Source organism: Streptomyces justiciae (assembly GCF_015163075.1).
GTDB classification, from domain to species: domain Bacteria; phylum Actinomycetota; class Actinomycetes; order Streptomycetales; family Streptomycetaceae; genus Streptomyces; species Streptomyces justiciae.
The window spans coordinates 259,543-272,086 of sequence record NZ_JADDXU010000008.1; the positions used below are offsets into that span (position 1 = coordinate 259,543).

Annotated in this window: 11 protein-coding genes; 8 read left to right on the plus strand and 3 right to left on the minus strand. The window is 71.0% G+C overall.

Annotation, left to right across the window (positions count from 1 at the left end):
* The first annotated feature begins 43 nt into the window (after positions 1 to 43).
* Complete coding sequence (locus tag IQ210_RS23520; protein WP_194081065.1) at positions 44 to 400, plus strand: SsgA family sporulation/cell division regulator; 357 nt, start codon at positions 44 to 46, stop codon at positions 398 to 400.
* Here IQ210_RS23520 and IQ210_RS23525 read toward each other — a convergent pair whose 3' ends face one another.
* The 3 genes from IQ210_RS23525 to IQ210_RS23535 all read right to left on the minus strand — a co-directional run bounded on the left by IQ210_RS23525 (position 401) and on the right by IQ210_RS23535 (position 5,663).
* Positions 401 to 2,077, minus strand: coding sequence for a penicillin-binding transpeptidase domain-containing protein (locus IQ210_RS23525; protein ID WP_194081066.1), 1,677 nt, complete (start codon positions 2,075 to 2,077; stop codon positions 401 to 403). It lies immediately after the preceding gene.
* Between the two features lie 99 nt (positions 2,078 to 2,176).
* Positions 2,177 to 3,817, minus strand: coding sequence for a penicillin-binding transpeptidase domain-containing protein (locus tag IQ210_RS23530; RefSeq protein ID WP_194081067.1), 1,641 nt, complete (start codon positions 3,815 to 3,817; stop codon positions 2,177 to 2,179).
* A 94-nt stretch (positions 3,818 to 3,911) separates the two neighbouring features.
* The gene (locus IQ210_RS23535; protein WP_194081068.1) at positions 3,912 to 5,663 is read right to left on the minus strand and encodes a dolichyl-phosphate-mannose--protein mannosyltransferase; all 1,752 of its coding nucleotides are present in this window, start codon (positions 5,661 to 5,663) and stop codon (positions 3,912 to 3,914) included.
* Between the two features lie 62 nt (positions 5,664 to 5,725).
* On the opposite strand from IQ210_RS23535, the gene rsmI reads away from it, so the two are divergent.
* From rsmI to IQ210_RS23570, 7 genes are all read left to right on the plus strand, one after another.
* Complete coding sequence (rsmI, locus tag IQ210_RS23540; RefSeq protein ID WP_194081069.1) at positions 5,726 to 6,574, plus strand: 16S rRNA (cytidine(1402)-2'-O)-methyltransferase; 849 nt, start codon at positions 5,726 to 5,728, stop codon at positions 6,572 to 6,574.
* 236 nt (positions 6,575 to 6,810) lie between these two features.
* Positions 6,811 to 7,221 carry a hypothetical protein gene (locus IQ210_RS23545; RefSeq protein WP_194081070.1) on the plus strand — a complete coding sequence of 137 codons (411 nt, stop codon included), beginning with the start codon at positions 6,811 to 6,813 and terminating at the stop codon, positions 7,219 to 7,221.
* A 45-nt stretch (positions 7,222 to 7,266) separates the two neighbouring features.
* The gene (locus IQ210_RS23550; RefSeq protein WP_194081071.1) at positions 7,267 to 8,157 is read left to right on the plus strand and encodes a TatD family hydrolase; all 891 of its coding nucleotides are present in this window, start codon (positions 7,267 to 7,269) and stop codon (positions 8,155 to 8,157) included.
* Between the two features lie 87 nt (positions 8,158 to 8,244).
* Positions 8,245 to 9,570 carry a ubiquitin-like domain-containing protein gene (locus tag IQ210_RS23555; protein ID WP_194081072.1) on the plus strand — a complete coding sequence of 442 codons (1,326 nt, stop codon included), beginning with the start codon at positions 8,245 to 8,247 and terminating at the stop codon, positions 9,568 to 9,570.
* Positions 9,571 to 9,626: 56 nt separating this feature from the next.
* Positions 9,627 to 10,565, plus strand: a complete 939-nt coding sequence (gene rsmA / locus IQ210_RS23560) for a 16S rRNA (adenine(1518)-N(6)/adenine(1519)-N(6))-dimethyltransferase RsmA (RefSeq protein WP_194081073.1) — start codon at positions 9,627 to 9,629, stop codon at positions 10,563 to 10,565.
* Positions 10,562 to 11,464, plus strand: coding sequence for a 4-(cytidine 5'-diphospho)-2-C-methyl-D-erythritol kinase (locus IQ210_RS23565; RefSeq protein ID WP_194081074.1), 903 nt, complete (start codon positions 10,562 to 10,564; stop codon positions 11,462 to 11,464). Before rsmA ends, IQ210_RS23565 begins: the two co-directional genes overlap by 4 nt.
* 224 nt (positions 11,465 to 11,688) lie before the next feature.
* Entirely contained in the window at positions 11,689 to 12,468 is a 780-nt protein-coding gene (locus IQ210_RS23570) for an MHYT domain-containing protein (RefSeq protein ID WP_194081075.1), read from the plus strand.
* Positions 12,469 to 12,544: the final 76 nt, after the last annotated feature.

The window sequence follows — 12,544 nt, forward strand, 5'->3', positions numbered from 1 at the left end:
GCACAGCTTCCGCACAGGTCACTCAGCGTAAGGGGCCGAGCCGATGTCCGTAGTCGAGCAGTACGCGCGAGCCCATATCGTCACGGACGCCGACATCACGGTCGCCGAACCCGAGGCCGTCCCCGTCGTCCTGCGCTACGACCCCGACGCCGACCCGCGCGCGGTGCGCGTCGGCCTGCCGGGGCCGCACGAGTGGACCTTCGAGCGGGCGCTCCTGGAACAGGGCCTGCGGGCGCCGGTCGAGGCCGGGGACGTCCGGGTGTGGCCGTGCGGACGGGTGCAGGCTGTGGTGGAGTTCCACTCCACCCAGGGCGTCTCTGTGGTGCAGTTCGAGTCCAAGGCCCTGCTCAGGTTCCTGCGCCGCACCTACACGGCCACAGCCACTCCCGTGAGCAGCTAGTCAGCTCCCCATCTTCAGCAGCGCCGCCACGATCGGTCCCGCCGTGTCGCCGCCGTGGCCGCCCGCCTGGACGACGCCGGCCGCGGCGAGGTCGCCGCGGTACGCGGTGAACCAGCCGTTGGGCTTCTTCTGGCCGTCGACCTCCGCCGAGCCGGTCTTGGCGCCGACGTTGCCGTAGACGCCCTGCATCGCCTCGGCCGCCGTGCCGTAGGCCGCGGTGTACGCCATCAGCTCGCGCAGCTGGGAGAGCGTGCCCGAGGACATCGTGCGCGAGGCCTTCGCGAGCGTGCGGCCGTCCACGTCGGGGGAGACCAGGTACGGCTGCTTGAAGACGCCCGACTCGACGGTCGCCGACACCGACGCCATGTTCAGCGGGTTCATCCGCACCCCGCCCTGGCCGATCAGCGAGGCCGCCATCTGGGCCTGCGACTGCACCGGCACCGAGCCGTCGAAGGTGGGCACGCCGACCGCCCAGTTGTTCATGGACAAGCCGAAGACCTGCTGGGCCTGCTTGGTCAGCGAGTCGTTGTCCAGCTTCGGCGCCTGGCTGATGAAGGCGGTGTTGCAGGAGCGGGCGAAGCTCGCCTTGAAGGTGCCGCCCTTGATCGAGAACTTGTCGTCGTTCTGGAACTTCCAGCCGCCGTACGTGAAGTACTTCGGGCACGGATGCGTCTTGTCCGCCGACGCCAGCCCCTTCTCGATGAGCAGCGAGGACGTGACGACCTTCATCGTCGAACCGGGGGCCAGAGAGCCCTGGAAGGCCACGTTGAAGCCCTTGTTGGCGTTCGCCACGGCGAGGATCTCGCCGGTCGACGGCCGCAGCACCACCACCGACGACTGCGCCCGCTTCGCGACCTGTGCCTCGGCCGCCGCCTGGAGGGTCGGGCTGAGCGTCGTCCTCACCGTCCCCGGCGTGCCCTTGCTCAGCTCCAGCAGGGTCTTGTCGGACAGCTTGTCCTTCTTGGACTCCTTGCCGCGCACCACCTGGAGCTCGACGCCCGCCTTGCCGCCGGCCTTCTTGCCGTACTTCTCGCGCAGCCCGTCGAGCACCGAGCCCAGCGACGGGTACTTCTCCGTGGTGACCTCGCCGCCGTCGCGGTCGACGGCCTTGACGGGCGGGGTCCCGGACTCGCCGGTGACGAGCGTGTCGCCGTCCTTCAGATCCGGGTGGACGACCGCGGAGTGCCAGTCGACCTGGGGCTTGCCGGTGGTGGTGTTCCGCACGACGGTGAGCGAACTGTCGTACGACAACGGCTTGGAGGTGCCCTTGTACGACACCGTCGCCTTCACCGCGAAGGGCACCTTGGCGCCGGTCGGGGTGCCGGGGGTGAGGGTGACGTCCTTGAGGTGGGCGTCCTTCGCGTAACCGGTGAGGAGCTTCGTGGCGGCCTCGGTGTCGCTGGTGACGGCCGCGGCCTCGGCGACCTTGCCCTGCTGCCAGGAGGTCAGGAACGTCCGCGTCGCGGTGGTGACCTCGGTCGCGGACAGCGGGCCGGTCTTCACCTTCGGCTTGCCGTCGGCCGCCGTCGAGGACGTACGGTCCTCGGCCACCGCGCCACCGCCGTACAGCACGTACCCGGCGAAGCCGGCGCCGCCGACGACGACGGCGACCATCCCGCCGATCACGGCGGGACGGTGCGTCCTACGTCGCTCGGCGACGCGCCTTCTCTTGCCCACAGCCTTCGTTCCTCCGCGAAATCACCGGGGTCCCCGTTGCCCTCGTTCCTCACCTCAACGACGGCGACCAGCCTAGAGTCCCGTCCTGTGGGGGTGAGTTCAGTCTCCCGCCACCAGGACGGCCCGCACGATCGGTCCGGCCGCGTCGACACCGTGGCCGCCCTGCTCGGTCATCGCGGCTGCCGCCACATCATTGCGGAAGCCGGTGAACCAGCTGTTGGAGGTGGCGTTGCCGTCGACCTCCGCGGAGCCCGTCTTCGCGCCGATGTCCCCGCCGAGTCCCTGCATGACGCCCGTCGCGGTGCCCGGCGACTGCGTGGCCGTCATCCGCATCATCTGCTTCAACTGGTAGACGGTGCCGGACCGCAGGCCCTCGGCGGTGGCCAGCTCACGGTCGTCGAGCTTCGGCGAGACCAGGTACGGCTGGCGGAAGACGCCGGTGATGGCGGTGGCCGTCACGGACGCCATGTTCAGCGGGTTCATGGTGACCTGGCCCTGCCCGATGGCGTTGGCCGCGCGGTCCGGGCCGCTGACGGCCGGGACGCTGCCGTCCTGAGAGGTGATGCCGGTCTTCCAGTTGTCGCGGCCGAGCCCGAACTTGTTCTGCGCCTCGGCCGTCAGCGACTCGTCGGTCAGCGGCTTCTCGTCGATCAGCTTGATGAAGGCCGTGTTGCAGGACCGCATGAAGCTGTTGGCGAGCGTGGCGTTCTCGTTGGGCTGCATGTTCTTGAGGTTGTGGAAGGTCTGCCCCTGCCACATTGCGTCGGGCGGGCAGGGCGCCGGGCCGTTCATCGAGGTGACGCCGTTGTCGATGAACATGGCCGCGGTGACGATCTTCCAGGTGGAGCCCGGGGCGACCTTGCCCTCGAAGGCGGCGTTGAAGCCGTCGTCACGGTGGTTGGCGACGGCGAGCACCTCGCCGGTGCTCGGCTTGACCGCGACCACCGAGGAGTTGTCGTACCGGGTCACCGCCTTCTCGGCGGCGGCCTGCGCGGTCGCGCTGATGGTGGTCTTCAACTTGCCCGCCTCGCCCTTGGAGAGGGTGAGGAGCGAGGTGTCGGGGGCGCCGTTGCCGTCGTGGCGCACGTACAGCTCGATGCCCGGCGTGCCGCCTGCCCGGGCGCCGTACTTCTCGCGCAGGGCGTCCAGGATCGGACCGAGGGAGGGGTACTTGTCCTTCGTCAGCACCTTGCCGCCCCGGTCCACGGCCTCGATGGGCGGCGTGGCCGAGGAGCCGGTGACGAGGCTGTCCTGGTCCGACCGCAGCTCCGGGTGGACCACCGACGGCTTCCAGTCCACCAGCGGCTTGCCGGTGGTGAGCCCGCGCACGACGGTCAGGGAGCTCTTGTACGTCAGCGGCTGGGACTTGCCCTCGTACGACACCTTCGCCTTCACGGTGAAGGGCACCGTGGTCCCCTGGGCGGTACCGGGCGTGATCTTCACGCCGGTGATGTGCGCGTCCTCGGTGTAGGACGTCAGCAGCGTCTGCGCGGCCGCGTTGTTGTTGGTGAACTGCGCGGCGGCCGCCGCCGAGCCCTTCTCCCAGTCCGTGAAGAACTTCTCCGAGGTCTCCCGGACCTCGTCGGCGCTGGGCGGCCCGGACTTCACCTCGGAGCCGCCCGCGCCGGAACCCCCGTCGCCGTTCAGCGCGGACACGATGTTGAACGCGCCGTACCCGGCCCCACCCACCATCACGGCGAACACACTGCCTATGACGGTGGCTTTGACCCCCTTGTTCATGGAACTGAACCCCTCCCCGTTATCAGTCCTCCGCACTTTAAGTGGGCTGAGTGAAATCTGTGAGGGGTGTTTCCCTTTGTGGCCGAGTTGTTGACTAGACCCAGGTGTCCAGCCACATCCGTGAACGCCAGTCGTCGATCGGGATGGCGGTTCCGGTGTGCAGCGGCCAGAAGTAGATGAAGTTCCAGGCGATCAGCAGCACCAGCACGCCCGCGCCGGTCGCCCCCGCCACCCGCCGGGTGTCGCTCGCCCCCGGCGGTCCGACGATCGCGCCGATCATCATCGCCACGGCCAGGCACAGGAACGGCAGGAAGACGACGGCGTAGAAGAAGAAGATCGTCCGCTCCTGGTACATGAACCAGGGCAGATAACCGGCCGCGATACCGCAGGCGATGGCGCCCGCGCGCCAGTCCCGGCGGAAGAACCAGCGCCACAGCACGTACAGCACCGCGAAGGCCGCCGCCCACCACAGCAGGGGCGTGCCGATCGCGAGGACCTCGCGCGCGCACTTCTCCGTCGCGTCGACCGGGCAGCCGTCCTTGCCGGCGGCCGGGGACTCGTAGAAGTACGACACCGGGCGGCCGTCGACGATCCAGCTCCACGGGTTGGACTGGTACGTGTGCGGGGAGCTGAGGCCCACATGGAACTCGTAGACCTGGTGCTCGTAGTGCCACAGGCTGCGCCACCAGTCCGGGAACAGCCAGGACCAGTTGCTGTCCTTGCCGTCCGTCACGGCCCAGTTGCGGTAGTAGCCGCCGGTGCCGTCGGTCGGGGAGAGGATCCAGCCGAGCCACGACAGCAGGTACGTGGCGATCGCGACCGGGATCGTCGCCAGGAACGTGAGGCCCAGGTCGCGCTTGAGGACGGCGACGTACGGGTGACGGGCGCCGGCGACCTTGCGGGAGCCGACGTCCCACAGCACGGCCATCACGCAGAACGCGGCCATGATGTACAGGCCGTTCCACTTGGTGCCGATGGCCAGGCCCAGCATCAGGCCCGCCAGCCAGCGCCAGGGACGCCATCCGAACCGGGTGGTCTCCGCGACGTGCCGGTCCGGGCGGGCCCGGCCGTCCGGGTCGACCGGCAGTGCGGCGGCGAGTTTCTCGCGCGTCCGGTCCCGGTCGACGACCAGGCAGCCGAACGCGGCCAGCACGAAGAACATCAGCACGCCGTCGAGCAGCGAGGTGCGGGCCATCACGAACGCCAGCCCGTCCACCGCCATCAGCGCGCCCGCGAGACAGCCGAGGAACGTCGAGCGGAAGATCCGGCGGCCGATCCGGCACAGCATCAGGACCGACAGCGTGCCCAGCAGCGCCGTCATGAACCGCCAGCCGAACGGGTCGAAGCCGAACATCAGCTCGCCGAGCCCGATGACGTACTTGCCGACCGGCGGATGCACGACATAGGCCGCGTCGGCGGGGATCTTCACCTTGCTGCCGACGTCGAGGATGACGTCGTTGGCGTTCTTGTCCCAGGACACCTCGAAGCCGCGGTGGACGATCGCCCACGCGTCCTTGGCGTAGTACGTCTCGTCGAATATCACCGCCTTGGGGCTGCCCAGGTGCCAGAACCGGATCACGCCCGCGAAGAGCGTGACGAGCAGCGGGCCGCCCCACCCGGACCAGCGCACGAGCCGGTCGGTCAGCGTCTTCGGCAGGCCGAGCGCCGCCCACATGCGCGGGTTGGGCCGCGCGTACGGCGGCACCAGCCGGTCCCGGACATCGCTTCTCGGCCCGGCCGAGTAGCCGAAACGGCGCAGCCGCTGCTGCCAGGACGGCCGCTGGTCCTGCGGCGCCTGGTCCTGCCGGGTGTCCGTGGAGTCCATGGACGACGCTGTACTGGTCACCGCGCCATCGTAGGGAACACGTCTGTGGGAGTCCCGTGGATGGGCCCTGCGAGGATGGAAACGTGACAGGAACCCTTGTTTTGGCAGGCACCCCCATCGGCGACATCGCGGACGCCCCGCCCCGGCTCGCCGAGGAACTCGCCGGTGCGGACGTGATCGCCGCCGAGGACACCCGACGGCTGCGGCGCCTCACCCAGGCGCTCGGCGTCACCCCCAAGGGGCGTGTCGTGTCGTACTTCGAGGGCAACGAGGCCGCCCGCACACCCGAACTCGTCGAGGAACTCGTCGGCGGCGCGCGCGTGCTGCTCGTCACGGACGCCGGCATGCCCTCGGTGTCGGACCCCGGCTACCGGCTGGTCGCGGCCTGCGTGGAGAAGGACGTCCGCGTCACCGCCGTACCGGGCCCGTCCGCCGTGCTGACCGCGCTCGCGCTGTCCGGGCTGCCCGTCGACCGGTTCTGCTTCGAGGGGTTCCTGCCCAGGAAGGCGGGGGAGCGGCTGTCGCGGCTGCGGGAGGTCGCCGAGGAGCGGCGCACCCTCGTCTACTTCGAGGCCCCGCACCGGCTCGACGACACCCTCGCCGCGATGGCCTCGGTCTTCGGCGAGGAGCGGCGGGCGGCCGTCTGCCGCGAGCTGACGAAGACGTACGAGGAGGTCAAGCGCGGTCCGCTGGGGGAGCTCGCGGCGTGGGCCGCGGAGGGCGTGCGCGGGGAGATCACCGTCGTCGTGGAGGGGGCGCCCGAGAGGGGCGCGCAGGACGTGAGCGCGGAGGAGCTCGTGCGCCGGGTGCGCGTGCGCGAGGAGGCCGGCGAGCGCCGCAAGGAGGCGATCGCGGCGGTGGCGGTGGAGGCCGGGCTGCCCAAGCGGGAGGTCTTCGACGCGGTCGTGGCGGCGAAGAACGCGGGTGCGTGACAGTGCGGGCGTATGCCCTCTGAGCAGGGCGCATGTCGTTTGAGCGAGCGCCCCACGGGCGGGTAAAGGGCGGCGGTCGAAAGCAAAGCCCAGCCCCTGTCGGCAGGGCCGTTTTGGCAAGGAAAGTCCAAATCGGATCCAACAGTCGACAGGGCTGATGCATTCGCGTCGGCGGAAGCGTCCACTGGTCGAAGGGACGCACCCGTCCCGGTGTCCAGCGGACCAGAGGAGCTGGCATGAGCGAGATCGCAGGGCAGACCGCCGCACTGCGCAGTGGCGCCACCGCCGTCGTCCACGAGTCGTACTCCTTCGCCTGCATGCGCTGCGGGCACGGCTGGGAACAGTCGTACGAGATAGAGCACCACACCGACGCCGACGGCCACGAGTTCGTCATCTACGTCGCGAACCAGCAGGTCGTGCCGTCGCCGCTGTCCCGGCCCACGTGCCAGAACTGCGACGGCCACGTCGTGCGCATCATGCGGCCGGGCCAGGTCTCGTCGGTGCTCGACGCGGTGCACCGCCATCAGCACCGCACCCCGCAGGCCGGCCCCGTGGAGGTGCCGGAGGTGCCCGCGCAGGCCCAGGAGCGCCACCACTGGCAGCTGTCCGATCTCCTGCACCCGTTCCACCACCGCAAGGCGAGCTGAGCTCCGCCGGTCCGGGTCGGCATGCCCCTTTCGTAGGATCGGGGCATGCCTTCGAACTCCTCCGACGCTTCCGACAAGAACGCCGCGCCGCCGCTCCCGGAGCCCCTCCGGGTGCCCGTGGCCGACTCCCACACCCACCTCGACATGCAGTCCGGGACGGTGGAGGAGGCGCTCGCGAAGGCCGCGTCGGTGGGTGTGACCACGGTGGTGCAGGTCGGCTGCGACATCAAGGGCTCGCGGTGGGCCGCGGAGACGGCCGCCGCGTTCGACGGCGTCCACGCGACCGTCGCCCTGCACCCCAACGAGGCGCCGCGCATCGTCCACGGCGACCCCGACGGCTGGTCCCGGCAGGGCGCCCGGCAGCCGGGGGGCGCGCAGGCGCTCGATGAGGCGCTCGCCGAGATCGACCGCCTGGCCGCACTCCCCCAGGTCAAGGGCGTCGGCGAGACCGGCCTCGACTACTTCCGCACCGGCCCCGAGGGCAAGGAGGCGCAGGAGCGCTCCTTCCGCGCCCACATCGAGATCGCCAAGCGGCATGGCAAGGCCCTCGTCATCCACGACCGCGACGCCCACGACGACGTCCTGCGCGTGCTGAAGGAGGAGGGCGCGCCCGAGCGGACGGTGTTCCACTGCTACTCCGGCGACGCGGAGATGGCCGAGGTGTGCGCACGCGAGGGCTACTTCATGTCCTTCGCCGGCAACGTCACCTTCAAGAACGCCCAGAACCTGCGGGACGCGGTCGCGGTGGCCCCGCTGGAGCTGCTCCTGGTCGAGACCGACGCGCCCTTCCTGACGCCGGTGCCGTACCGCGGACGGCCCAACGCGCCCTACCTGATTCCGGTCACGGTGCGCGCGCTGGCCGCGGTCCGCGGCATCGACGAGGACGCCCTGGCCACGGCCCTCGCCGCCAACACGGCACGCGCGTTCGGCTACTGAACACCACGCTGAGTACTCGCGTCGCTTTGGAGAGTGACGACCGCTCCGCTAGGTTCTGGGTCTCTCTGGACCCTGGAGCGTGTCGGCGTGAGCAACTCCCAGTACCAGACGTACGAGCCGTACGGCGCGGCCTACGACCCGCACAGCGCGGAGACGCTGGCGTACGGCGTGCAGGTGGCGCCGACGCCGCCGATGCCGGTGACGTACGAGGACACGTACCGGCCCGCCTACGACCTGCCCGGCGCACCCGCGCCCGCCTCGCGCGCCGGAGCGAGCCGGCGGGCCGCGCGCCGGCGGAAGATGCGGGGCGCCGAGCGCGCGGACGGCACCATGCGCCGGCTGCTGCCGCAGGCGCTGGTCGTCGCGTTCCTCGCGGGCGGCACCACCGCGTTCGTCGCCAAGGACAAGGCGATCGAGCTGAACGTCGACGGCAAGCCGCGCACCCTGCACACCTTCGCGGACGACGTGACCGAGCTGCTCGCCGAGGAAGGCGTCGACGTGGGGGCGCACGACGTGGTCGCACCCGCCCCCGGGACGGCGCTGAGCAGCGGCGACGAGATCGCCGTGCACTACGGACGCCCCCTCCGGCTCACGATCGATGGGCAGCGGCGCGAGGTGTGGACGACGGCGCACACGGTGGAAGGGGCGCTCAAACAATTCGGGGTGCGCGCCGAGGGCGCGTATCTGTCGGCCGCGCGCTCCCAGCGCATCGGGCGCGAGGGGCTCGCGCTGGACGTGCGCACCGAGCGCGCGGTCACCGTCATGGCAGACGGGCGGTCCCGGACCGTGCGCACCAACGCGGCGACCGTGCGGGAGGTCATCGAGGAGGCCGGGATCACACTGCGCGGACAGGACACCACCTCGGTCGCGCCGGGCAGCTTCCCGCGCGACGGGCAGACGGTGACCGTGCTGCGGATCACCGGCACGAAGGAGGTCCGCGAGGAGACGATCCCGTTCCGCGTCGAGCGCCACGAGGACGCCTCGCTGTTCAAGGGCACCGAGGTCGTCGAGCAGGCCGGACGGGAGGGGGTGCGGCAGGTCACGTACTCCCTGCGCACCGTCAACGGCGTCAAGCAGAAGCCGCGGCGGATCAGGACCGAGGTGGTGCGCGAGCCGCGGGCGCAGGTGGTGAAGGTGGGGACCAAGCCGCTGCCGCAGTCCGTGCAGGGGGCGGACGGACTGAACTGGCAGGGCCTGGCGGCCTGCGAGTCCGGGGGCCGGCCGAACGCGGTGGACCCCTCGGGGACGTACGGCGGGCTGTACCAGTTCGACACCCGCACCTGGCAGAGCCTCGGCGGCAGCGGCCGTCCGCAGGACGCCACGGCGGCGGAACAGACGTTCCGGGCGAAGAAGCTGTACGTACGGCGGGGAGCGAGCCCCTGGCCGCACTGCGGGCGGCGGCTGCACGGCTGAGCGGCACCGGCCGAGCGGTGGCGGAACCGGCGGAGCCGCCCCCGTACCCTTGTCCCGTGACCAGCAGCCCCACCCCCGACGCCCTCCTCGGCCCCGCCGACATCCGTGAGCTCGCGGATGTTCTCGGCGTGCGGCCGACCAAGCAGCGCGGACAGAACTTCGTCATCGACGCGAACACGGTCCGCCGGATCGTCCGCACCGCCGACGTACGGCCGGACGACGTGGTCGTGGAGGTCGGGCCGGGGCTCGGGTCGCTCACGCTCGCGCTGCTGGAGGTCGCCGACCGCGTCACGGCCGTCGAGATCGACGACGTGCTCGCCTCGGCGCTGCCCGCCACCATCGCCGCGCGCATGCCGCAGCGGGCCGAGCGGTTCGCGCTGGTGCACTCCGACGCCATGCACGTCGACGAGCTGCCGGGGCCGCCGCCGACCGCGCTGGTCGCGAACCTGCCGTACAACGTCGCCGTGCCCGTCCTGCTGCACATGCTCGACACCTTCCCGAGCATCGAGCGCACCCTCGTGATGGTGCAGGCCGAGGTCGCCGACCGGCTCGCCGCCGGGCCCGGCTCCCGGGTCTACGGCGTGCCGTCCGTCAAGGCCAACTGGTACGCCGAGGTCAAGCGGGCCGGCTCCATCGGGCGCAACGTCTTCTGGCCCGCGCCCAACGTCGACAGCGGGCTCGTGTCGCTCGTGCGGCGGGCCGAGCCGATCAAGACCAGCGCCTCCAAGCGTGAGGTCTTCGCCGTCGTGGACGCCGCGTTCGCGCAGCGCCGCAAGACCCTGCGGGCCGCGCTGGCCGGCTGGGCCGGGTCCGCGGCCGCCGCCGAGGCCGCCCTCGTCGCCGCCGGGGTCTCGCCCCAGGCGCGCGGGGAGTCGCTGACGGTGGAGGAGTTCGCGCGGATCGCGGAGAACAAGCAGGAGAACAAGCAGGAGCAGGAGCAGGAGAACAAGCAGGAGCAGGAGCCGGAGAACAAGCAGGGGCAGGAGCAGCAGTGAGCGTCACCGTCCGCGTCCCCGCCAAGGTCAACGTCCAGCTCGCCGTCGGGGCCGCGCGTCCCGACGGGTTCCACGACCTCGCCAACGTCTTCCTCGCCGTCGGCCTGTACGACGAGGTGACGGTCACGCCCGCCGACGAGCTGAGCGTCACCTGCGAGGGCCCGGACGCCGCCCTCGTCCCCCTCGACCGCACGAACCTCGCGGCGCGGGCCGCGCTGATCCTCGCCGAGCGCCGCGGCATCGAGCCCGCCGTGCACCTCCACATCGCCAAGGACATCCCCGTCGCCGGCGGCATGGCCGGCGGGAGCGCGGACGGCGCCGGTGCGCTGCTCGCCTGCGACGCGCTGTGGGGCACGAACGCCTCCCGTGAGGAACTCCTCGACATCTGCGCCGAGTTGGGCAGCGACGTGCCGTTCAGCCTGGTCGGCGGGGCGGCGCTCGGGACCGGGCGGGGGGAGAAGCTGACCCCGCTCGACGTCGGCGGGACCTTCCACTGGGTGTTCGCGATGGCCGAGCGCGGGCTGTCCACCCCGGCGGTCTTCCGCGAGTTCGACCGGCTCACGGAGCACGCGGACGTGCCCGAGCCCGTCGCCTCCGAGCCGCTGCTCGACGCGCTCGCCGAGGGCGACCCCGACGCGCTCGCCGCCGCCGTCTCCAACGACCTCCAGACCGCCGCCCTCTCCCTCTTCCCGGAGCTCGCCGACACCCTCGCCGCGGGCCGCACCGCCGGTGCGCTCGCCGCGCTGGTGTCGGGGTCGGGGCCGACGACGGCGTTCCTCGCGCGCGATCCGGAGTCCGCGGCGAAGGTGGCCGAGGCGCTGCGCGCGTCCGGTACGTGCCGATCTGTGCGGGTGGCTTCGGGGCCCGCGCCCGGTGCGACCGTGGTGGCCGGAAACTGACGTTCTCCTGACAGTCCCCGGAAGATCCACAACACCCTCACCAAACGGGGGTTGACTGCATAGATATGCAGGTCGGGTGTAACCTAAGCCACAGTACTTTAATGTTCACCAATGCGGCCCGTGGTCCTTTTCGCCCCCCTCTGTGACAGAGGAACGGCTGGCATGATCCAGCCATCCCCGGTCCCCTGTTACCGGTGGTATTTCATGGCGAGAGGAAATCCCCCATGGGCCACATGGATCACTTCAGCGCCGGCTGGGTCACCCCCGTCCTTTCCTATGTCATGGCGTGCGTCGGCTCGGCGCTCGGACTGCGCTGCACCGTCCGGGCGCTCGAAGCGGACGGCGCCTCGAAACGCAACTGGCTGACGCTCGCCTCCGTCGCCATCGGCTCGGGCATCTGGACCATGCACTTCGTCGCCATGCTCGGCTTCAGCGTCGAGGGCACGCCGATCCGCTACGACATCCCGCTCACCGTCCTCAGCCTGCTGATGTCCATCGGCGTGGTCGCGGCCGGCGTCTTCACCGCCGGCTACGGCAAGTCCCGGGTCACCTCGGTGGCGTTCGGCGGTCTCGGCACGGGAGTCGGCGTGGCCGCGATGCACTACACCGGCATGGCCGCGCTGAATCTTCATGGCGAGGTCGACTACGACCCGGCGCTCGTCATCGCCTCGGTCGCGATCGCGGTCGTGGCGGCGACGGCGGCGCTCACGCTGACGCTGGTCGTGCGGGGTGGGGTGCTCGCCGTTGTCGCCGCGCTGGTCATGGGGCTCGCGGTGAGCAGCATGCACTACACGGCGATGTTCGCGGTGAGTATTCAACTGGCGCCCAGCAGCGCGGGGTTGGCCGGCGCCACGCCGACCGAGTTCATCTTTCCGTTGGCCGTGGTGCTGGGGTCGTTTCTTTTCCTCGCCGCTGCGTACGTGGCGTTGTCGCCGACCGGGAAGCGGCATGAGTCGGCTGTTGCCGCGGAGATTCTTCGTGAGGTCGAGCTGGCCACTGCGTAAGGCCGCCAACGGATGTGCCGCTCTCGGTAGTTGGCGTGTGCGGGTCCGTTCTGGCTGGTCGCGCAGTTCCCCGCGC